This is a genomic window from Vreelandella boliviensis LC1 (assembly GCF_000236035.1).
Taxonomy (GTDB): Bacteria; Pseudomonadota; Gammaproteobacteria; order Pseudomonadales; family Halomonadaceae; genus Vreelandella; species Vreelandella boliviensis.
The window spans coordinates 527,072-548,734 of sequence record NZ_JH393259.1 but is presented as its reverse complement, the minus strand read 5'-3'; the positions used below and the strand labels follow the sequence as shown (position 1 = coordinate 548,734).

Sequence of the window (21,663 nt, the reverse complement as noted above, 5' to 3'; positions counted from 1 at the left end):
CGCCCGCCAGCGCGTTCCAGTTTGATCCGGTAGAGCTAACGTGTATCTGCCCAACTGGCGAAAAACTGTCCTATCGGGGGCAACGAAAAACTGACAATGGCAAGATCCGGGTACACTTTGAAGGGCGTTTGCTGCAATGTCGGCACTGCCCAAAGAAATACCGATGCATGCAGAACCCGAGCTCGGCCGATCATCGCAATGGCGCAGGACGACAAGTGTCTTTTATTATCGAGAACAAACGCTTACCCAATTACACCGACTGGATGAAACACCGAGTGGATAGCCCGAAGGGCAAGGAAATCTACAGCCATCGTATGTCAGTCGTAGAGCCGGTATTCGGCAACATTGGCACGACGAAAAGACTGAACCGCTTCAGTCTTCGGGGTAAGAAAAAGGTGCAAGGTCAGTGGCAGCTCTACTGCTTGGTGCACAATATTGAGAAGTTAGCGAATTATGGTCATTTGGTCGCGTCATGAAGGGCTTAGAGCGGGATAAGTTGCTTTTTAAGAGCACAAGGCCGTCTTCAACAAGCTTTAGTTGGGCGCTCTAGTGGCTAAATGCCGTTATTAAGATTACTCAGCCAGATGACTGGCTGAGTAAGTAAATTAGGACGAAAGGCGGTGGAGACGGCTCGAAATCGGGTTTTTCTACAGCCTCGTTAAATGGAATCAGAAATGGACGCTTTCCGAGAAATCGAATCTTTAGAAATGGAGTTGGTAGATCCCGTCACCCGAAAGAATGCTGCTCGTCTTCAGGAGTTGCTATCAGATGAGTTTCTTGAGTTCGCTAGCTCCGGAATGGTAATCCGTAAGCGCGACGTATTAGACAGCACCAATACTCCGAGCACAACCACCTATCAGTTCGGTGATTTCGAGTTCAGATCATTGGGCGATGAGCACATTTTGGTTACGTATCGATCGGTAAAATCAGCTCGGGAAATAGCCTATCGAAGCTCTATTTGGGTAAAACAAAATGGTCGTTGGCAAATGCTGCATCACCAATCTACTGTAGTGCCCAGTGCCATTTAACAAGCGCCATCACGCGTACCAATTTTCCGCTCGCGCTCCAAATTGCCCGGTGTGGTGGGCGTTATACAGTCGCTCCCCTTCTTGTTGACACGCGTCACGTGACAGAATACGCTTTGCCTTATGATCAAATCCTTTGCCGATAAACGAACTCAAGAGCTTTACTCCAAGGGCAAGTCAAAGAAATTTCCTGCGGATGTCGCTCCGAGAGCTGCCAGGAAACTTGAATACGTGAACCTGGCCGAACAGTTGGAGGACTTGAAAGTGCCGCGCGGCAACCGCCTTCATCCACTTTCTGGAGACAGGCAGGGCCAGCACGCGATATCAATAAATGATCAGTGGCGTATCTGCTTTCGTTTTGAAGATGGAGATGCATACGAAGTCGAGGTGTGTGACTACCACTGAGGGAGGTAATGACTATGACTTTTCCTAACACTACCGGCATGCAGCGCAAGCCCACCCATCCTGGTGAAATGCTGAGAGAGGATTTCTTGCCGGACTATGACCTGACAGTTGCAGGGCTGGCTGAGTCTCTAGGCGTCTCTCGCCAGTCAGTCAATGAACTGTTGCGTGAACGCCGCGCTGTCAGCCCTGAAATGGCACTTCGGCTGGCTCGTTTGTTTGGCAACTCTCCAGAGTTTTGGCTGAATGCACAACGCGCTATTGATTTGTGGACTGCGGCTCAATCGGTCAAGGAGGAAGTTGATCGGATTAAGCCGTTAACCGCTGCATAACCATGCGGATGCCAAACCCTCCGCTCCGCTGAGGTTTTGTCACCGGTGATGGCGGGCGTTAAGCACCCTAGCCAAGTTGCCCACGAATAATGGGTGCGAATCAAATATTGTTTACAATTCACGGGCAATTTCTACAATCTGGTTGCGAAGCCATACATGAGCAGGATCATAATGCTGCCTTTCATGCCAGATAATAGTTGGCGTGAATGGCTGTATTTCTATAGGTAGTTCGAGTATTTCAATAGGGGCTGACCTGGCAATTCGATGGGCCAATCTACGTGGAATGGATAGGATCAAATCACTTTCGGCCACAATCATGGGAGCAACCAAGAAGTGAGGGGTCCGTACCGCAATTCTTCGAGTGAGCCCGTGTTGCGCTAACGCGTCATCCACGGCACTCCTTCCCTGGCCGGTGATAATCACCGAAAGATGCGACAACGAGACAAAATTTTCGAGCGTCAGTTGTTCGGCGATTATCGGATGACTTTGGCGAACCACACAGACAAAATCTTCATCATAGAGCCGTCTGCTGTAAAACCTTGCAGGCAGCTCCTCGAAAGAGCCAACCGCCAGATCAGCGCCACCCTGAGCAATCAAATCGACGTTGTCGCCCACTGGTGCAGGCATGACCAGATCAATCCCGGGTGCCGACGAGGCAAGCTTAGCGACCAGCTCAGGCATCAATAAGAGGGCTAAATGATCCGCTGTGGCAACTGTAAATCGTCCTGTTGCGGTGCCTGGATGAAATTCCGAAGGTGCGACGATTGCGCGTGCATCATCAAGCAACTTGGTCACCGATGCTGACAATGCGAGCGCTCTTGGCGTTAACTCCCATCCGTTGGCTGTTCGCACCAGAATCCGGTCGTTCAACAATCGGCGCAAGCGTCCTAAACCCCGACTCGCGGCAGGCTGGCTAAGCCCTAACCGTGCGCCCGCGCCTGTGACGCTGCCTTCTTTCAGCAAGGCGTCAAACAACTTGAGAAGATTGAGATCGACCTCGCCTATATCCAGTTTTTGCATGCCCAATATAACCTGTATGCATTTTTCAAATATTAGTGGACTGTATAGCATTCCTCAAACCGAATCCATCAAGGTTCTTAACTAGGAGAGGAATGATGAGCACTACCGAATTGTATGTTGTAACAGGCGCTACAGGCCGCACAGGATCTGCTGCTGCAAAAACACTGCTCGATGCCGGAAAACGTTTGCGGGTTGTCGTGCGAGATGAGCCAAAGGGGGAAGTGTGGGCGGCTCTCGGAGCTGAAGTCGCTGTGGCTGATTTCTCAGACAGCTCTGACCTATGTAAGGCCTTTTCTGGTGCGGACGGTGCGTACATCGTCAGCCCCCAGCAGTATTCGTCAGAGGATCTTTTTTCACAGGCTGAATTGATGGCTCACTCCATTGCGGAGGCGGCAAAAGTGGCGAAGCTGCCCAAGCTGGTTGCCCTCTCGTCAATCGGTGCAGAGCAACCCGAGGGAACCGGCTGGATCGCCATGAATCGTATGCTTGAGGAGTCCTTAAGCGATACAGGATTACCTGTAACATTCCTTCGTGCAGCGTACTTTATGGAAAACTGGGGGTCGCTCGTTAAAATGGCTGTACACCAGTATCAATTACCCAGTTTTCTTTCGCCGTTGAATCAAAAGTTCCCGATGATCGCAACAGCAGATATCGGCCGCATAGCGGCCGAAGCTCTCTGTGAAAATTGGGAAGGTGTGCGAATTATTGACCTGGAAGGTCCTGTTAGGTACTCCCCGAAGGATATCGCGGAGCACTTATCCCTGAAACTCGGAGAAGCGATACAGCCTGCCTCAATACCGGAATCAGACTGGGCGCAATCGATAGCTGGCCAAGGTTTTTCATCAGCGGCCATCTCCGGATTCATTGAAATGACCCAAGGGATTAACTCTGGCCATATAGCCTTTCATGATAGATTGAACGTTGAGCGTCGTACGGGGACCGTAAAGCTTGATGCGGTGATTGATGCACTGGCTGTAGGGTAAGAGCCTCTCTTACTACTGGAACACAGTACAATGACAAGTGATCGGGCACGGCGGCCATGCCCGATCTCACTCGTTCCAGAGACAAATGAGCGATTGTGTTTATGCTACCAGTTCGAGAAAAATATTACCCTTGGTAGAAAACTGCTGATTGAGTATGAAACCTTCACAAGGATTTGTGGGGCGTAGTCAGACGAAGAGCGCAGTGAGTTGCGTTAACTGTACAGCGCTTAACAAGTCACTGTTGTCGGAAAATTTTTCCACCGCTCTGCGGCTCCAAAATTGCCGCAAAGCATTGGCGTTGAGCCTGTAGAAAACCCCTCCGACGCCTAAGTTTTGGTAGGATCGAAAAAACAGACGAGGAGTGGTCAGCATGCCGCGCTTCAAGGCTTATAACTACGATCAGAACGCCATTGTGGTGATCAGCTACCAAGATCAGCTCCAGCCAGGCACCTTTGAACACTACCTGATTGAACACAAGCTCGACTTGTCCGTCTTCCATCCTAAGTATCGCAACGACGCGGCCGGTCGGCTAGTCTATGATCCGGCCATCCTGCTTAAGATCATCCTGTTTGCTTACTCAAAAGGCATCACCTCCAGCCGCGAGATGCAATGGTGTCGCGAGACCAACATCATTTTCAAAGCGCTCTCCTGCGATACCGTGCCTCACTTCACCACCCTGGCAAGCTTCGTCAGTCGGCATACCTATGAGATTGAAGCGCTGTTCGAACAAGTGCTGCTGGTGTGCCACGAACAAGGCTTGTTGGGTAACGAGTTCTTTGCCATCGGCGGCTGCAAGCCATCGCAGTGGTGCTGGTCGCCAAGTGTCTTTTATTATCGATAACAATCGCTTACCAAATTATGTCGACTGGATGAAGCACCGGGTCGATAGTCCCAAGGGCAAAGAAATTTACCGTCATCGTATGTCTGTAGTGGAACCCGTCTTCAACTAGCTTTAGTTGGGTGCTCAAGTGGCTGAATGCCGATATTATAATGACCCAGCCAGCCAGATGACTGGCTTGGTCAATAAATTAGGATGACAGGCGGTGGAGATGGCTCTAAATCGTATTTTTCTACAGCCTCGTTGGACATCAAACACCATACACACGTGTGACTATTGCACTTATATCGCAGGCCACCAATGAAAACTTACGATTTCCAGTCCTCCAACGCTTTTGTTGAACTCTTTGAAATAGCCCCCTATGCATCTGGCACATTGGATGGTTTGTGCTTTGCAGTTAAAGACAACATCGATATCCGTGATCGATTTACCTCCTATGGTAGTAAGCCATGGCGTGAAGCACATCCGCGAGCCGCCTACAATGCGGTTTGTGTGGAACAACTGTTGATGGCTGGAGCGCGTTGCGTCGGCAAAACAATAGCCGACGAATTTACCTACAGTCTGGACGGCGAGAGCTACTTCTACGGTACGCCAGTGAACCCACGCGCCCCGGATCGGATCCCCGGCGGGTCTTCGAGTGGCTCGGCGTCGGCAGTCGCATGTGGGTTGGTAGACTTTGCGCTGGGTACCGACTGCGGCGGATCAATCCGGATTCCCGCCAGCCTTTGTGGGGTGTTCGGCATGCGGCCAAGTTTGCACCGCATCTCCGAAGCCGGAGTTCTTCCTTTTGCGCCAAGTGTCAGCACTGTTGGCGTATTGGCTCAAAATCTTCCTATTCTGCGCCAAACGATGCGTGTACTTCTTCGCAGCCATGACGTTGCAGTACCACCAGTGAAAAATATCTATTTGGTGAAGGAAGCCTTCGCACTAGCCGACCCTGCGATCCAGAACGCCTTGTCCGAGTGCATTACGCATTTGGGGAATTTCCCTAACGTCACCGTCGCCTCTGTTTCTCTGCGCGATATCACCGGCTTGGACGTCAGCCTGAAATCGTGCAACGAGGATGCTCTTCGGATACTCCAGACGGCGGAAGTTGCCAACGCCATTGGAGGATGGATTCAGGAAAATCGACCCGAACAAGGACCGAACTTCCAGGCAGGATATCGTAACGTCGAACAGTTCGACCGCAGCACGATGAGCGACGCCCTGAACTTATGCGAAGCCCTCTTTTCACGGGTTGCCGCGTTCACTCAGCCGGGCGATATTTTCTGTTACCCGACGGCTCCTGTGCTTGCCCCGAAGAAGGGCACACTCACTGGCAGCAACCTTAATTCTGTACTCGATTATTACGACCGTACTATGGCCGTCACATCGTTTGCTGGTGTTGCCCGGTTACCCGAGATCACCATTCCACTGGCTCAGGTTAATGGTATTCCTGTTGGGCTTTCTCTGACAGCTGGTCACTATCAAGATGAGTTTCTACTCGACGCCAGTCTGCACTTGTGGGGTTCGCAACCAGTCGGGTTAGACTTATGTTCCGTAACTACGTAACGCACAGAGCCCAGATGCCCAACCAATCATTCCACCGGACACTGCGCGATAAAGCTGCGCATCGCCGGTGAATGCAACCGTTGAAGAAAGCCACCACTGACGCCAAAGTGTTGGCAAGATAAAAAACAAACAAGAAATGGTCAGAGTGCTGCACTTCAAGGGTAATGGTTCCTCAAAAACCAACAGCTGATGCGTGGGAAAACGCCCTGATACAATTCTTTGGAGGTGTTCCTGTGACCAATGCTGCATTCCGTTTGTGGGAAGGCTTTTCTGGGGCCACCTTGCAATCCAATGGCGTGCTGTTTGAAGGCCTCGACCGTAAGCTTTCGCCGTTGCCTGAAAGCACAGACGCACCGGTACAAAACCCGTCGCTCAACCTGGCAATGCGCTTTCAGGTGGCGGGGGACTTTGAGATCAATATTACCGCTACGCTGACCGCCGCCAACTCCACCTACTTCTTGTTCCACGGGGTTATCCCGATGGTGCAGGATGAGTGGTACTGCGCAATGAGCACCTTCAAGGCCCAGATCGTCAACGGTGACTGGTGTTACTGGACAATGTATCACCCTGACAATACCGAGGCGGGAAATGCTGCTGCCAGTGTCGGCAACAATGTGATTTACACCTTCAAGCGTGAGGGCACAGAGCTTGTGTTCCTGACCAACGGTGTGGAAGTTACACGTCAGTCGGATATGTGTCTGTTTGCCGACGGGGTGGTTTATCTAAGTCTGGATGAAGCGAATGTGGGTGCAACGTTCTTTGTCACCCAGATCACCACTACCGGTACCGTGGAAGAGACGCCTGTGCGTAGTGTGCCTAAGACAGCGGGCACCTTGCGTGACAAGGCCGGTAAGTTCCGCATAGGTACCGCGGTGGCTACCTACCCGATGGTGTTCGATGATCAGTACCGCACGATTCTAGGCAATGAGTTTAACCAGCTCACCCCTGAGAACTGCATGAAGTTCCAGTTCATCCAGCCTGCCCGTGGGGTCTACGACTTCTATGAGTCGGATAAGCTGATCGACTACGCCGAACGTAATGGCATGGACGTGCATGGCCACACGGTGGCGTGGAACGAAGCGACCCCACAGTGGCTGTGGGATGGCTGGCTCGATGGAACCATCACCGCTACCGAAGTGGGAAAGATTCTCGACGAGCATATCGAGAGGTTGTTCGGTCGCTATAAGGGCCGCATGGTGTCGTTTGATTTGATCAACGAGCCGTTCCTGGATTGGACAGACCAGCTCCGTGATTCCGTCTGGTACCAGGCATTAGGACGTGGCTACATTGAACGGGCATTACGTAAAGCCCATGAAGTGGATCCGGACGTACTTCTGTTCATTAACGAGTGGGGTTGTGAAGAGGCTGGTGACAAACAGGACTTCCTGTTCAACCTGGTGGTCGAGTTGCAAACTGCCGGCGTGCCCATTCATGGCATCGGCTTGCAGATGCACGAAGACATGAACGCTGAGTACCAGGCGAGCTGGCGATCCAATACGCCGTCTGTGACCAAGGCACACTTGAAGTCGGCCATTGCTCGCTTCAAGTCGCTGGGTATCGAGGTCCGGGTGTCGGAGCTGGACATTAACCCGCACCGGAGCTTAGCAACTACTCCGGAAGCGGTTGCAGCGTGGTACGCGACCTACTTGGAAGCGTGCATCGAAGCGGGTGCGCACTCGTTCACCATGTGGGGCTTCACCGACCGTTGGTCGTCACTTAATGAGTGGTACGACTATTACAACCATGGTAACGGGCTGATTTACGATGCCCAGTATCAACCCAAGTTGTCCTACCAAGCGCTTTCCAATAAATTGGATGAGATGGCACAAAGCGTCACTGACCGTTTTCCTTCTTGAGCGACGTACTTATATGTCACGGCAGGTTTCGCATAACTAAGCCCCACTTCAGTAATGGCTCAGATAAAAGTCCAGGCCAACACCCTCGTTACCTTATTGCCCTGCTTCATCTCTAGTTCCCGTATATCCACTGCACCGAGCTTACTGATCAGTTTCTTGGCAGGCTTAACATTGTCGGCTTTTGAAACCAGGCTGCTAAACCAGCGGCATTGAGTTGAATACGCTTGGCTTTCCCTGATTAGCTTTTTAAGAAATAGCTGTTCGCCGCCCTTACACCAAAGCTCTGCTCCCAGCCCGCCAAAATTCAGCGCGGGCGATTGGGTTGTTGCTTTTTGTTCACCGCGATTACGCGCAAGGTTATTCAGTTTACGCTGACTACCTTTAAGGGCTTCATCGAGCGAGGCATGGAAGGGGGGATTGCAGACGCTGACGTCAAAAAATTCCCCAGGTTGAATGATCCCCTCAAATATGTGGTTTTTATCGTGTTGGGTGCGCAGCGTGAAGCGATCTTCGAGCGTGGGGTTGTTGGCGATAATCCTGGCGACGTTCTCCAGCGACTGAGCGTTAATGTCGCTACCAACACACTGCCAGCCGTAAATTTGGCAGGCCAATAGCGGGTAGATGCCATTGGCACCCGTGCCTATATCGAGCAGCTTGATGCTGGCCTGTTCACCCCCAAGCCCAATTAAGTCCGCCATGTAATGGATATAGTCGGCTCTGCCTGGGATGGGTGGGCAAAGCGCACCCACAGGAATATCCCAACCGACAATATTGTAGTATCGGTTTAATAACGCGGCGTTGAGCGTTTTTACGGCCAATGGGTCTGCGAAATCGATGGAACGCTCGCCATGAGCGTTCGGTTTTACATGGGGAGCTAGTGCTGGGTGGCTTTTTACCAGAGCAGGGAAGTCATAGCCTCGGTTGTGTAGATTGTTCGGGTGCAGGCCTTTGCGAACAGGCTTGGCTCGGCTTTTTTCACTTTCATGGAGGGTGTTCACAGTAATAGGCCTGACGCTTGGCGTTTAAAAGTGAGAGGGTTTAGCTTAGCCCGTGATTATAACCGTAATGGTTGTGTTGAGCTTACTCGGTAGTCCGAAAGAAGCGACAGGCCTCCGGCTATTACTGCGCTCCGGCACGCCGCATAGCCAGCAGGTTATTACTGGTCGTAATGGCCACCGATTGCGAAGATGTAAATAGCGTTTTCATCAAAGCGGTACACTAAGCGATCTTTCTGCGATATGCGTTTTGACCATAAGCCAATTAGATTGTGCTTAAGCGGTTCGGGTTTACCAAGGCCAGAAGAAGGGTCACCGGAACGGAGCATTTCTTTGAGTAGCTTGCAAAGCGCCTTATGCAGTTTCTTGTCTTTTTCCCGCATTGCTTCATAGGCTTCCCAAGTGCTTCCCTCAAATACCAGTGATCTCATTGAGTTCTTCTTTTGTCGGTTGGTAGCCTTGGCCGTTGGCGTGGGTTTTGAATGATTCGGAGATTTGTTGCATCAAATTATTGTTCTGGAGAACATAAAGCGTTTCTTGTTCTCTTTCCCAATCGTCGGCACTCATTACGACAAATGCTTCACCCGCTCGGCGAGTCACTTTCAGCGGTTCGTGTTGGCTAATAACTTGTTCAACAACGGTTTTTAGATTGTCCCTAAACTTATTGACGCTAATGGTATCCATAGTAGCCACCTTTTATGTACGGTATTTCCGTACTATTATAGGTGGGGGCCACTCATAATGCCAAGTATGTGATGGCTTTATCTTTGCGGCTTAGCCTGCTCTACCGCGTAAGCAGCAACGCTCTGTTCAGACTACACTTTCGTCACTTGCCGCAGTAAAGAGGCCCTTTACTAGTGGCCGCTTCTTGAGATGTGGTAACCGACGGAGGAGCTTATGAGCGACAACAACAGCATCAGCGTGCAATGTGTAGTGGGAGATATCGCCCAACAGCCCGATGTAGACGCCGTGATCAATGCCGCTAATGCGCAACTGAGAACCGGCGGTGGCGTCGCTGGGGCGCTTCATCGCGCTGCTGGGCCTGGCCTGGCAGAAGAAGGGCGGCCTATGGCGCCGATCAAGCCAGGCCAGGCGGTACTCACCGGCGGGCATAACCTGCCAAACAGTTGGGTGATTCACTGTTTGGGCCCGGTATACGGCATCGATAAGCCGGAGGATCAGTTGCTGGCGGATTGTTATCGCAATGCACTGAAACTGGCCGATGAGCATGGCATCGAGCGGCTGGCTTTTCCGGCGCTCTCCACCGGTGCTTTTGGCTACCCGGCGGAAGAGGCCGCTCAAGTGTGCGCGAATGCGCTTGAAGCCGTGCTGCCCACCTTGAAGAGCGTGCGCTTGATCCGCTTTGTACTCTTCAACGAAGCGGCGCTGCAAACTCTTCAGCAGGCTTTCGCCCGCTTCAATCGTTAATCAAACAGGAGTCAAAATGACTGACACCGAACAGCTCCAGCCTAATACGTTATTTATCGAAGTTTCTGGTTCCGGCCTACCTGAGGTAGATGGCTTTTATGTACCGTCAGAAGCGCCGCCGACCCAATCCGAAGCAGGTGTTATGTCTCAACGCGGTTATTGGAACGGCAGAATGGCCTGGGATAGGGCTGATGGCAAAGCGGCAAGAAGCCCGGCCATTTCCTATTCAATTGGCTTTAAATCTTGGCGTATCTGCCGCTTGGACGGGCATCTAGCTTATGAAATTACCTGCGAGGATGAATTGCCACCCACGGATCGCCAGTGGAACGTTTACAAAATGGGTATCGCCCCAGCTCCCAAAGTGGTGATTCACGATACTGATCCGAGATAGGTCTAGCTCACATTTAGTACCGTTAAAACGAAGACTCTTTATAGCCGTAGGGTCTTCGCTGGTGGATTGCTTATGCGTACGTACGTGAAACAAACATTATTTTTCCAATCCCATGCATCATTTTGACTTAGTGTGTAGCACCTATTAATTCCACCCAGAGGAAAAGGCAATGCATGCCTCAGCCGTAGTTATAGGCGCGACGGGGGCGGTGGGGTCGCAGTTAGTCACGCAGTTGAGTCAGCGGGATGAGGTGGCTAACGTTATCTTGATAGCTCGTCGTGAGCTAAATTTGCAGCGTGATTTTCCTGGTGCCATCACTTCTAAAATTCAAACGCATCTTGTCGATTTTGATCAGTTGGAGCCGCAAGTAACGCCGCTGATTCCTTCTGGCTCGGTGGCTTTTGTTGCGTTGGGTACCACGAAAAAACAGGCAGGCAGTGAAGAGGCGTTTCGTCGTATCGATCATGGTTTGGTGCTTGGGTTTGCCCGTGCTTGTAAAACGGCGGGTGTTAGGAGGTTAGGAGTAATAACCGCACTTGGCGCCAATGTTCGTTCGGCGAGCTTTTATAATCGCGTTAAAGGCAAGGTGGAGCGCGATATTCAGGGGCTAGGGTTGGCGAGCGTATTTTTTGCGCGCCCTTCATTGCTGTTAGGGCGGCCATATGACGGTCGTTTTGCTGAAACGTTAGCAAGCGCGGTGCTTGCGCCTACCGCGTCGTTGTTGCCCAAAACGGTTCGTCCTATTTCTGTTGCGCGCGTTGCGGCGGCGATGATTGTGGTGGCATTTGATGCTGGTCTTAAAGGGCCATATTTTGTGTTATCGAATGCTGAAATGCATCAGCTTGGACTGTGAATCGCCGAGTTTATAGTTATGGGGCCATTTTCTGGCACCGCTTCGCGGTGCTCCCGCGGGTGCCTCGCTGTTCGTTTCTCATGTGCTTGTTACTAAGCGAAGAAATGCCTTCCACTCAGGCCTTGAGGCCTGAATGGAAGGTCGCGTGCTGGTTTAGTTAGTTGCTTGGTTGGGTATACCGACTTTTTCTTGTTCGTGCATTTGATAGCTTTCGATTTTGCTGTCTATCTCGTTATCCGTGTCGTTCTCGATTTCAAGCGTTGGCTGCTGGAAGTGGCGCAGCTGCCGTTTTAAGTAGCTGGTATAGAGATATTTGTTATAAACGGCCCAGCAGTGAAACATCAGGAAGGTAACGACAAAACCGACCAGGACTATTTTTAACATGACCGATCCAATGAGCTGTTCGAGGATCGCTTCTTCCACGATGAAGAACATATACATCCTGGTCATCACCAGTATCCAAAGTGCCAGGGTGGCAAGGGTGATTAAGGTATCGCGGGATCGGTAGCCCCAACCTTTCTGGCAGGGGTTGTCGATGATAACGGGCATTAGTTTATTGTTCATGGAATTGCTCCCCTCGGTCAGGACTAGTCCAGGTGGCGTGCCTTCCCTTTTGGCGCATCATTGCTTTGGGAAAGGCGATAACGACGGTGGCCATATTAATGATCCAATAGGCGAACGGGTACCAGATACTCCAATAAACGCAGCGGAATATCTCTTTGTCGTAGCGGCTGTCAATATAGAAACTGACGGTGAACTGGATAAAGCTGATGGCGATCAAGATGCTGCCAAAATAGGAGAGCGACTTTGCGGTAATGGGCCATGCCATCGGCACTACAATTTGAGAAACCAGCCAGGCGATCAACAGTGCGATCACTGAGTAGCACCAAACCACGCTGACGATATATTCCAGCATGAGGAGCCAAAAACCGCGGTTTTTCCAACGAATAGTCTGGGAGAAGTAGCGCAGAAAAACCTCGCCGCCACCTTGGGCCCACCGAAGACGCTGCTTGAAGAGCCCGCGCAGAGTTTCGGGCATAAGCACCCAACACATGGCTCTGGGCTCGTAGCGAACTTGCCCACCTAGAATCTGTAAGCGCCAACTAACATCGATATCTTCGGTGATCATATCGGTGTTCCAACCGCCAATCTCTTCCAGTGCTTTACGCCGAAACGCACAAATGACGCCAGAAATTGTAAACACCATTCCGTATATGCGCTGTGCACGCTTGATCAGGCCGATAATGGCGGAAAATTCGCCGGTTTGAATCTTGCCGATAGCGGTGGAGCGGGTTCTCACCCTGGGGTTTCCGGTGACCCCACTCACCTTTGGGCTGCTAAGAAAATGGCCAACCATATAGCCAATGGCGTCGTAGTCGAGTATCGCGTCCCCATCGATCCCGACGATGATGTCGCCGGTGGCATGGCTTAAGCCATTATTCATGGCGCTAGCTTTGCCTTGATTGTCTTGGTGGAGCACCGTTAACGCGGGGTACTCCAGTGCTAAGGCGTCAAGCCTGCTTGCGGTGTCATCTTTGCTGCCATCGTTGACGGCAATGACATCCATGAGTGGGTAGTTCTGTTTGAAGAGGTGGTGAATCGTCTCATCCACATTCGCCTCTTCGTTATGGCAGGGCAGCAAAACCGTTACGCTTGGGGCTTTTTCGTCCCATTCAAACGTTGCGGGCCAGGGCTGCTTACGTTCCCAGTGCAGGTAAAAATAGATCCCGCCGCAGATCCATATAGTTGCCATTAGGCTTGGGTAGCCCAGGGTGAAAACGGCTAGGTAGTCGAGAATGTTCATTGGATTGCCCTAAACCGACGCCCGATAGAGAACACTGGCCTCATCACATTGATGACGGGGTGGTTTTGATGAAAATCATCCGGATAATAGCCAATGTGTTTGATGCCCTCTTCGCGCAGAATACGCACCCACTGTGCTATCTCCTCACTGGGTATGGGGATTTGGGTGCGCCAATCCTGTGCTTGCAGTTCAAAGACCAATTGGTCGGCACTTACCTGTGCTAGCGAACGCTGGGCAAGGTTTCTCAGCCACTCATTTGGGTTCTCTGCCTCTTCCATATAGGGCATGGCCATCACCGCAACATAGTCGTAGCCAGCGGCGAAGTTTTGAATGTCTTGTGCAAACCAACGCTGGCTACGCGGTTCCATCACCGTGACGGCATAGAGGTTGCGCGAGGTGGTAAATACTTTGTTGTCGGCTTGGCGGTAGAAGTTAGCGGCCTGCTCCAACTCGTAAGTGAAATCGGTCAGGTATTCAGCCTTAAAGCGGGTCCATGTGGTCATTAAATTTTCGTCGTTACGAATGGCGTTAATGTCGCTTGGTAAAGACGCGCGCTCATAGGCCGCCAAGGCTTCTGGGTTGGCATCTTCAAAATCAGTAAAGAAGGCGTCATCGTGAAACAGCAAGCCATCGAACTTTGTCAGTCGGCCAAGATCTTGGTAAATCTCACGTATGGTGTTGCGGTTCGCTGCCACGTAGGGTGAAAGCCGACGGTAGTGATCGGGTGATTCATTGTTGGTTCTTACATCGGTGACGTATTGATAACCAGACCCAAGATCAAATGACAGCACTGGCATCCACGCGTACACCTTTACATTGGCGCGTTTCTTTAACTGCCAAGCCACGCGGTTGAAAAGGTCGGCTCTGACCGGCAAATGGCGGTTGGGGAAATAGAGTTCGTCGGCCACACCGTCACCATCCGGATCCGCATAGGCCTGGAGATAGACGGTGCTAACGCCGTAGCGGGATATACGCTCGATCAGTCGGTCGAGATTTAGCTCCTGCTGAATAGGGTCTGGATCAAAGACGTAATCCAGGTCGACGTGCACGATGCGTAGCTCTTCTGTCTGCCATACGCGGTTGGACAGAATCTCCTCCATCGTTTCTAGGCTAGTTTCCTGGTCGATGAGGTAGCGATTCATGCTACGCATGGAGTCGTTAAGCTGGTTTGGCGCACTGAGCAAACTGAAGGTATAAGTCATGCCATATTCTGCGGCAATACTGAGTGTCGCTTCGCTGTAAGCACCGTAAGGCCACACCATAATGCGGGGCGTGCTGCCTAAATGTTCCTGAAACCGCTGGTGTGTCAGTGTCATATCGTTGCGTATCCGCTCAAGGTAGGCGGCTTCGCTTTCGTAACCACTGCGTGGGTTCCAAATGCTAGTCACGGCAGCTGCCTGCTCGTTACCCATGGGGTTGCCGATCACACCGTAGTGAAGGTCGTAGGTGTGGGAGGCAATTTCCACCAGAGGTGATTCACCCAGGGTTTTGACCTGCTCCCAGGTAAGAAAGCGATCACGGCGCAGGAAAATATTGCCGTAGGGCACCTGTCCGCCAGCGGGCACATCCAACCAACTGCCCACCACTGCTTGCACCGCTGGGAAGTTATACAGTTTTAGTAACGGAAAGACGATATCGTAGAAGCTACGATAGCCATCATCGAAGGTCAGCAGCACGGCTTTTTCGGGCAGGGGTGGCCCACCCGCTTTGGCATCAATAATTTGCTGCAAACTAACCGGGTTATAACCACCCACGGAAATCAGGTTAAAGTGTTCAATTAGCCGGCTGCGCGTGATGGTCTGCGAGTAGATATCCAGTTCGGGGGTGACACTGGCATCCACGATGTCGTGGTAGCTAATAACTACATAATCATCCGCTGAGCGGGCGGCCTGGGCCTGCTGAATATTGACGATGATCAGCAAAACCGCACTCAGTATAATGAGGCGCCAGAGTGTCATAGGAATCTCCATACAAAGCCGGCTGAAATAACGTTGTCATACTCAGGAACACCGTCGTAGACGGCTCTTTCGCGTGCGATGCCGTACTCGAAATTCACGTTGGGGAGTAACTCCCAGCTATGTTGATAGCCAATCGACCAAGTGTTTTCACTGTCGTAATCTTTCTGCCAGTAACGACCTGAACCGATGGAAAGTGACTGGATAAAAGACTGACGATAATCAATTGGCATTTCGTAGCTGAGGGTCAGCACACCGGCAAGGCTGGCATCGCGCCGAGGATTGAAATAGCTGGCTTCAAGCTCATCATTATGTGATGCAGACGCTTGAACCTCGCCATTAACCTGCCAGCGATCCAGGTGGTAGAGAGTTTGGTTCCAATATCCGTAAACAGACTGGCGAAGGTTGCTATCGTCAAAGTCGGTAGCCATTACGCCGATGGCACCTGCACCTCGCTCGTCGCGGCGATAAGCCAGTTCAGCACGGTAGCGGTCGGCATTAATGCCATCGCGCAGAGCCCGCAGTGGGGTATCGGTAGTGTTAATTTCGACGCCCAGCGTGGTGGTGATGTGATCCGTTGGCGTATATTGCAGCTCGGCAAGCGCCATGAAGTCGTCGTTGAGCTGTGAACCATGTCCCGCTGCCAGGGTTAGCGTGGCAGGGTGCAGATTCCATTCGTAGCCGGCTACGTTGTAAGAGGCATAGAGATTTTCATCATCAAACTCACCGAACTGGCCAATACGCTGCGCGAACGGGCGGGAGCCGTTGTCATTGCGAGGACCCTCCAGGAGTACTTCATAGCGCCATTCTCTAGATGCTTGAGTGCCGCTTCCTTGTCCTTTGCTACGTTCGAATGAGGTACTCAATTGAGGAGCACGGAGCTCGCGCCACTCACGGGACATATCGTCCCGCGATGCGCTTGGACGTGCCTGTGCAATTTCTTTAGCAATCTCGGTGGTGGTGCCTTTCCATTGGCCGCGCTGTAACCTAGCAAGCAGTATCCCTTGGTGGGCAACTTCCTGCCGGTCTGGAGGCAGTAAGGGAACGGCTTGTTGGTAAGATGCTTCGGCCTTTCTTGGCCAGCCCCTATCGCGTTCGATATCACCTTTTATTAGCCACAAATAAGGGTCGGCAGGTGCTTGGCTCTGATACTCAGCGAGGCGCTCGCTGGCCTCCTCGGTGCGGCCGCGCCAAGCATCAAGTAGTACACCTAACAGCAATACTTTTTGATAGTTGGGGTTTTCTATGCGAACGGTTCGAGTGAAGTCTAAGCGCTGCTCGGGTTCACTGGCGCGCCACTCTTCTAATAGTCTGTCCGCATCGCGAAAGCGCTGGGCATCGGTGTAACTGTAAAACAGCCCTTCGTTAAGCGGGTCGTCGGGGTTGGTTGCCTGTGTGGGGTTCTGCTGAATCAGACTTTCATAGAGTACGATGGCTTCTTTGGGTCGACCCATGCCGTTTAGTGCATGGGCTCTGGCGCGGGTCACATAGCTGGGTAACTGGCCGTGCTGGTTCTCTAGTCTTACGGCTAGCGCTTCTGCCTCTGAGAAACGTCTTAATTCAGCCAGCGCTACTACCTTGTCGTACTCGGCGATAGTGACGAGTTCTTGGGGAGCGGCCGGGGTATTCAGTACGTTATTTAGCTGTTCAAGACCGCTGCGGGTCCTTGAAGGTTGATCCGTGTGGATGCCTAGGCGTATATCAGTTACCCCCTCGTAATAAGTAAGCCATAGGCGGTCATTTTCAGTGAAAACTTCAGGGTTGGTTTGCATAATGCGGCGCGCTGCAGAGCTTGCGCCCAAGCCTACCGCCAGTCGATAAAGTGCATGCAGTTCACTTGTGTTGCTAGGGTCTTGCGCGACCAATGCTTGGCGGGCATCCAGTTCTTGCATGGCATTAGCGGTTCGTGCAGCAAGATAGCCTCTTGCTTCAAGACCCGCCGTTGTCGTCGTACCAACTACTTGGTTGTACTGCTGTAGGGATATATCTGCCAATGTATAGTTGCCCATGTCGGTATGGACTAACGATTGACCAAGCCAACCCTGTGCGTTTGATGGGTCGCGATAGGTGAGCGTACGAAACAGTTCCAGCGCCTTATCGTACTCACCCGCGCTACGTGCAGCCCCCGCTAGGTTGGCAAGTTCTGAATCACTGTAGTTTTCCGTTTGGCACCAGCTGCAAACCGCGAGCGCTTCCTGGTGGCGTCCGGCTCGAACCAGTAGTGCTACTAAATCTTCGCGGACGCGAACATCGCGTGTTTGGTGATAAAGTGTCTGTAAACCATCAATTGATGTTTCCAGAGCCCCCTGACGTGCTTGGATAACCAATGCTTCGCGTTGTGCGTCGGTCGTCGTTTGCCCATATGCTACGTCCGACGCTAGGCAGGCGAGTAGGCAAATCGGCAGTAGGGAGCTAGGACGGTTATGCATGGTGATATTCCTACCCAGAATGAAAATGACGACATATTTGTAATCAAATGTATCTTTTCATTATATAGGAGTATCTTTAGGTAAATATTGGACTAAAACGTGAACTTGGAGAGGAATATCATCAGTCAAATGGGGGGATTTTCTCATGCTGACGCTATGATGAAGACCCTTAAAATGATGAATAAAACTTCCTTTAACTTCGCGCAGGGCCAACAATGCTCAATTCGATGATAGTGACAAAGGTCCTTCTGACCTTCTGACGTACAGACGCTTATGCAGCGTTTTCGGTAACTATATTTAACATCAGTTAATTGATTGTAACTTTATGTTTCTATTGCTGCCTCCAGCTGCTCAATCATCCTGCGCGCTGCATTAGAAAGCGTTCGATTGGTATGCACTAAATACCCTAACGGACGGTGGATGGGGGCTGTGTCAACTTCAAGTTCCACGAGTTCACTGTCGATCATCTTTTCCGGCAGCAGGCTCCAACCTAATCCGACGCTGCACATCATTTTCAATGTTTCTAAATAGTTGGTCGCCATGCTGACGGGCAATTGTAAGCCTACCTCTGCAAAGCGCTGGGCAATTAGCGAGCCGGTAAAGGTTTTGGCCCCAGGCATGACGCAGTTAAAATCGCAAAGCGTGGAGAGCGATAACGCACCTTGCCGGGTGCGAGATTGGGCTTTTGCGTGAGAGGCGAGGGGGTGGTCAATTGCACAGGCAAAACACAGCCGGTCGCGCCATAGCTCTTCGACTTGCAGTTGCTCGTGGGGGTGGGGGGCGAGAGTCACCACAGCCATTTCCAGAGTGCCATCCAGCACACCCTGGTAAGCCTGCTCAGAATCCAGAAAGTGTAGATCTAACTCAACTTGCGGGTGGCGCTGTGTGTACTGCTTTAATAGCGGTGGTAAGCGGTGTAAGCCAATATGGTGGCTGGTGGCCAGGGTGAGCTTGCCGCCCACTTGACCAGAAAGATTGGCTAGCGCCCGGCGGCTGTCTTCAACGGTAAACAGAATACGCCGCGCTTGGGGCAGCAGCATATTACCGGCTTCGGTTAACGCAATGCGCCGGCCGATTCGGTCAAAAAGCCGTGTGCCTACTTGAGATTCCAAGGTGGCAATGCGCTTGCTTACCGCTGGCTGGGTAAGGTGCAGCTGTTCCGCCGCCCGTGAGAAACTTTGCGTATCCGCCACGGCCAAAAAGGCTTGTAGGCTTTGGGTGTCCATTCACGTGTTCCTAGGCTTGTATTCCTATTTGGAATCTAATCTATAAGTAACATGAATTGCTTTTATGCGCGAGTCGCGTAACACTCTTGGCATAGATAACTAGATAGTTAGATAAGCAGCCCATAGAGGCGGCCATACCGAACTAGCAGGGCACTGCCCAGGAGAGTCATATGTCAGGCCAAACGCTTTACGACAAACTTTGGAATCAACATTTGGTGAAGCAGCGCGATGACGGCACCGCGTTGATCTACATTGACCGCCAGTTGCTCCACGAAGTAACTTCCCCCCAGGCATTTGAAGGCTTGCGTTTAGCCAACCGTAAGCCGTGGCGTTTGGATGCCAACCTGGCCACGCCCGACCATAACGTGCCTACTACCATTAAAGAGCGCGCCGAGGGTAACAGCGGTATTAAAGACCCGGTGTCGTTGATTCAGGTGCAAACCCTGGACGACAACTGCCTTGAGTACGGCATTGAAGAGTTCAAAATCAACGACCCGCGTCAGGGTATCGTGCACGTGGTCGGCCCCGAGCAGGGCGCCACGCTGCCGGGTATGACCGTGGTGTGTGGTGATTCCCATACCGCTACCCACGGGGCCTTTGGCGCCTTGGCCCACGGTATCGGCACCTCGGAAGTCGAGCACGTAATGGCAACCCAGTGCTTGCTGGCGCAAAAAATGAAGAATATGCAGGTGCGCGTGGAAGGTGCACTTGGCCTTGGTGTTACTGCTAAAGACGTGGTACTGGCCATTATCGGCAAGATCGGCACCGCTGGCGGCACTGGTTATGCGATTGAGTTTGCCGGTAGCGCGATTGCCTCGCTCTCTATGGAAGGGCGCATGACCGTGTGCAACATGGCGATTGAAGCGGGGGCACGGGTAGGTTTGATCGCCGTGGACGACACTACCATTGACTATCTTGCCAAGCGCCCCTTTGCACCGACCGCCGAGCAGTGGGAAGCCGCCGTAACGGATTGGCGCAATTTGGTCTCTGATGACGATGCGCAGTTCGATAAAGTTGTCATTTTGCAGGCTGAAGAGATCGAACCGCAGGTGAGCTGGGGCACCAGCCCGGAAATGGTCACCGGTATTTCTGGCCAAGTACCCGACCCGCTAGCCGCGCTAGATGAAACCGTGCAGCGCAGCCACACTCGTGCCTTAGAGTACATGGGTCTTCACGCCAATCAGAAAATCACTGATATCAAGTTGGATAAAATCTTTATCGGCTCCTGCACCAACTCGCGTATTGAAGATCTGCGGGAAGCCGCCAAAGTCGCCAAAGGCAATAAAGTGGCTAACTCGATCAAACTGGCGATGGTGGTGCCGGGTTCTGGCTTGGTAAAGCGACAAGCAGAAGCCGAGGGCTTGGATAAGATCTTTATTGAAGCAGGCTTTGAGTGGCGCGAGCCGGGATGTTCCATGTGTTTGGCCATGAACGCTGACAAACTGGGTGCTGGTGAACACTGCGCTTCTACCTCTAACCGCAATTTCGAAGGGCGGCAGGGCTACGGTGGCCGCACCCACTTGGTCAGCCCTGCCATGGCAGCGGCAGCGGCAATCGCCGGTCACTTTGTCGATGTCCGCAGCTTGCCTGCCAACGACGCCACTCACGCTCAGGAGGCCTAAGCCATGAAAAAATTTGAACGTTTTAAAGGCGTGGTAGCGCCCCTTGACCGCGCCAACGTCGATACTGATTTGATTATCCCGAAGCAGTTTTTGAAATCGATCAAGCGCACCGGCTTCGGCGTTAACCTGTTTGACGAATTGCGTTACTTGGATGAAGGCCAGCCGGGGCAGGATTGCTCGCAGCGCCCGCTCAATCCTGATTTCGTCTTGAACCAGCAGCGCTTCAAAGGTTCTGAAGTGCTGTTGGCGCGGCGTAACTTTGGTTGCGGTAGCTCACGCGAGCACGCCCCTTGGGCGCTGGAAGATTTTGGTTTTAAAGTGGTGATTGCCCCCAGTTTTGCCGATATCTTCTATAACAACTCGTTCAAGAACGGCATTTTACTGATTACCTTCCCAGAAGATGTGGTCGATCGCCTATTTGCCGAGGTGGAGTTAAGCGAAGGCTACCAACTGGATGTGGATTTAGAAAATCAGCGAGTAGTGACCCCCAGCGGCGAAATTTTAGAGTTTGAAGTCGATGAGTTCCGCAAGCACTGCCTGCTAGAAGGGCTGGACGATATTGGTCTGACGCTAAAAGACGAAGACGCCATTCGTGCCTTTGAGCAGAAGCATAAAGCCGCGCGCCCCTGGTTGTTTCGTCAGTCTGCGTAATACTTTGGGAAAGTCCCTATACAGGGGCAAGGGCAGGTCGGCGCGAGGGTCTTTCGCCAAGGATGGCGAAAGTAGCGCCCAGGGATGGGTTTACAGCGCCCTCGCAGAGACCTGCCGTTGTCCTTAAGTTATTTAGTTGTAAATGCTAAGGAATTTGCATGACACACAAGGTCTTGTTATTACCGGGCGACGGTATTGGCCCCGAGATTGCTGCCCAGGCGGCACGCTTGTTAAAAGCTTGCCAAGAAGCGGGCTTGGATATTGACGTCGAAGAGGGTTTGGTGGGCGGCTCTGCCTACGAT

22 protein-coding genes and 1 pseudogene are annotated in these 21,663 nt (G+C 52.0%); 14 read left to right on the top strand and 9 right to left on the bottom strand.

The features are described 5' to 3' along the window. From KUC_RS19485 to KUC_RS16990, 4 genes are all read left to right on the top strand, one after another. Positions 1–476 (top strand): transposase (locus KUC_RS19485; protein ID WP_154649796.1); only part of this gene is annotated, 476 nt, incomplete at its 5' end. A gap of 198 nt (positions 477–674) precedes the next feature. Then, positions 675–1,028 carry a nuclear transport factor 2 family protein gene (locus KUC_RS17000; protein WP_040481344.1) on the top strand — a complete coding sequence of 118 codons (354 nt, stop codon included), beginning with the start codon at positions 675–677 and terminating at the stop codon, positions 1,026–1,028. A 120-nt stretch (positions 1,029–1,148) separates the two neighbouring features. After that, positions 1,149–1,430 carry a type II toxin-antitoxin system RelE/ParE family toxin gene (locus tag KUC_RS16995; protein WP_040481342.1) on the top strand — a complete coding sequence of 94 codons (282 nt, stop codon included), beginning with the start codon at positions 1,149–1,151 and terminating at the stop codon, positions 1,428–1,430. Positions 1,431–1,444: 14 nt separating this feature from the next. Beyond that, on the top strand, positions 1,445–1,759 hold the full coding sequence (locus KUC_RS16990) for a HigA family addiction module antitoxin (protein ID WP_007114472.1): 315 nt from the start codon (positions 1,445–1,447) through the stop codon (positions 1,757–1,759). Positions 1,760–1,870: 111 nt separating this feature from the next. On the opposite strand, the gene KUC_RS16985 is transcribed toward KUC_RS16990, so the two are convergent. Then, positions 1,871–2,779 (bottom strand): LysR family transcriptional regulator, encoded by a 909-nt coding sequence (locus KUC_RS16985; protein WP_040481417.1) that lies wholly within the window; start codon positions 2,777–2,779, stop codon positions 1,871–1,873. Between the two features lie 95 nt (positions 2,780–2,874). On the opposite strand from KUC_RS16985, the gene KUC_RS16980 reads away from it, so the two are divergent. The 4 genes and pseudogenes from KUC_RS16980 (at position 2,875) to KUC_RS16965 (ending at position 8,007) form a co-directional block, all read left to right on the top strand. Further along, on the top strand, positions 2,875–3,762 hold the full coding sequence (locus KUC_RS16980) for an NmrA family NAD(P)-binding protein (RefSeq protein ID WP_167537997.1): 888 nt from the start codon (positions 2,875–2,877) through the stop codon (positions 3,760–3,762). Between the two features lie 370 nt (positions 3,763–4,132). Beyond that, positions 4,133–4,564, top strand: a pseudogene (locus KUC_RS16975) (transposase); the annotation flags it as partial. A 336-nt stretch (positions 4,565–4,900) separates the two neighbouring features. After that, entirely contained in the window at positions 4,901–6,151 is a 1,251-nt protein-coding gene (locus KUC_RS16970; protein WP_007114468.1) for an amidase family protein, read from the top strand. 233 nt (positions 6,152–6,384) lie between these two features. Next, positions 6,385–8,007 (top strand): endo-1,4-beta-xylanase, encoded by a 1,623-nt coding sequence (locus KUC_RS16965; protein ID WP_007114466.1) that lies wholly within the window; start codon positions 6,385–6,387, stop codon positions 8,005–8,007. 59 nt (positions 8,008–8,066) lie between these two features. On the opposite strand, the gene rlmF is transcribed toward KUC_RS16965, so the two are convergent. The 3 genes from rlmF to KUC_RS16950 all read right to left on the bottom strand — a co-directional run bounded on the left by rlmF (position 8,067) and on the right by KUC_RS16950 (position 9,686). Beyond that, a complete protein-coding gene (rlmF, locus tag KUC_RS16960; protein WP_007114465.1) occupies positions 8,067–9,005 on the bottom strand; it encodes a 23S rRNA (adenine(1618)-N(6))-methyltransferase RlmF in 939 nt (312 codons plus the stop codon). Between the two features lie 158 nt (positions 9,006–9,163). Next, positions 9,164–9,433, bottom strand: coding sequence for a Txe/YoeB family addiction module toxin (locus tag KUC_RS16955; RefSeq protein ID WP_040481340.1), 270 nt, complete (start codon positions 9,431–9,433; stop codon positions 9,164–9,166). Then, on the bottom strand, positions 9,414–9,686 hold the full coding sequence (locus tag KUC_RS16950; protein WP_007114463.1) for a type II toxin-antitoxin system Phd/YefM family antitoxin: 273 nt from the start codon (positions 9,684–9,686) through the stop codon (positions 9,414–9,416). Before KUC_RS16950 ends, KUC_RS16955 begins: the two co-directional genes overlap by 20 nt. 213 nt (positions 9,687–9,899) lie before the next feature. Between KUC_RS16950 and KUC_RS16945 the strand changes: the two genes are divergently transcribed. The 3 genes from KUC_RS16945 to KUC_RS16935 all read left to right on the top strand — a co-directional run bounded on the left by KUC_RS16945 (position 9,900) and on the right by KUC_RS16935 (position 11,674). Then, a complete protein-coding gene (locus tag KUC_RS16945) occupies positions 9,900–10,430 on the top strand; it encodes a macro domain-containing protein (protein WP_007114462.1) in 531 nt (176 codons plus the stop codon). Positions 10,431–10,446: 16 nt separating this feature from the next. Then, positions 10,447–10,821: a hypothetical protein gene (locus KUC_RS16940; RefSeq protein ID WP_007114461.1), complete on the top strand. Its 375-nt coding sequence runs from the start codon at positions 10,447–10,449 to the stop codon at positions 10,819–10,821. Positions 10,822–10,990: 169 nt separating this feature from the next. Then, on the top strand, positions 10,991–11,674 hold the full coding sequence (locus tag KUC_RS16935) for an NAD(P)H-binding protein (protein ID WP_007114460.1): 684 nt from the start codon (positions 10,991–10,993) through the stop codon (positions 11,672–11,674). Between the two features lie 153 nt (positions 11,675–11,827). Here KUC_RS16935 and KUC_RS16930 read toward each other — a convergent pair whose 3' ends face one another. The 5 genes from KUC_RS16930 to KUC_RS16910 all read right to left on the bottom strand — a co-directional run bounded on the left by KUC_RS16930 (position 11,828) and on the right by KUC_RS16910 (position 19,088). After that, positions 11,828–12,238 carry a hypothetical protein gene (locus tag KUC_RS16930; RefSeq protein ID WP_040481339.1) on the bottom strand — a complete coding sequence of 137 codons (411 nt, stop codon included), beginning with the start codon at positions 12,236–12,238 and terminating at the stop codon, positions 11,828–11,830. After that, a complete protein-coding gene (gene pgaC / locus KUC_RS16925) occupies positions 12,228–13,478 on the bottom strand; it encodes a poly-beta-1,6-N-acetyl-D-glucosamine synthase (protein ID WP_007114458.1) in 1,251 nt (416 codons plus the stop codon). Before pgaC ends, KUC_RS16930 begins: the two co-directional genes overlap by 11 nt. Continuing rightward, positions 13,475–15,436 (bottom strand): poly-beta-1,6-N-acetyl-D-glucosamine N-deacetylase PgaB, encoded by a 1,962-nt coding sequence (pgaB, locus tag KUC_RS16920; protein WP_040481337.1) that lies wholly within the window; start codon positions 15,434–15,436, stop codon positions 13,475–13,477. The genes pgaC and pgaB overlap by 4 nt, the downstream gene beginning before the upstream one ends. Further along, the gene (gene pgaA, locus KUC_RS16915; RefSeq protein ID WP_040481335.1) at positions 15,433–17,862 is read right to left on the bottom strand and encodes a poly-beta-1,6 N-acetyl-D-glucosamine export porin PgaA; all 2,430 of its coding nucleotides are present in this window, start codon (positions 17,860–17,862) and stop codon (positions 15,433–15,435) included. The genes pgaB and pgaA overlap by 4 nt, the downstream gene beginning before the upstream one ends. Positions 17,863–18,185: 323 nt before the next feature. Next, positions 18,186–19,088: a LysR family transcriptional regulator gene (locus KUC_RS16910; RefSeq protein WP_007114455.1), complete on the bottom strand. Its 903-nt coding sequence runs from the start codon at positions 19,086–19,088 to the stop codon at positions 18,186–18,188. 170 nt (positions 19,089–19,258) lie between these two features. Between KUC_RS16910 and leuC the strand changes: the two genes are divergently transcribed. The 3 genes from leuC to KUC_RS20150 form a co-directional block, all read left to right on the top strand. Continuing rightward, positions 19,259–20,710, top strand: a complete 1,452-nt coding sequence (gene leuC / locus KUC_RS16905; RefSeq protein ID WP_007114454.1) for a 3-isopropylmalate dehydratase large subunit — start codon at positions 19,259–19,261, stop codon at positions 20,708–20,710. A gap of 3 nt (positions 20,711–20,713) precedes the next feature. After that, on the top strand, positions 20,714–21,361 hold the full coding sequence (gene leuD / locus KUC_RS16900; protein WP_007114453.1) for a 3-isopropylmalate dehydratase small subunit: 648 nt from the start codon (positions 20,714–20,716) through the stop codon (positions 21,359–21,361). A gap of 158 nt (positions 21,362–21,519) precedes the next feature. Next, a partial coding sequence (locus KUC_RS20150; protein WP_244264839.1) for an isocitrate/isopropylmalate family dehydrogenase occupies positions 21,520–21,663 on the top strand: 144 nt, incomplete at its 3' end.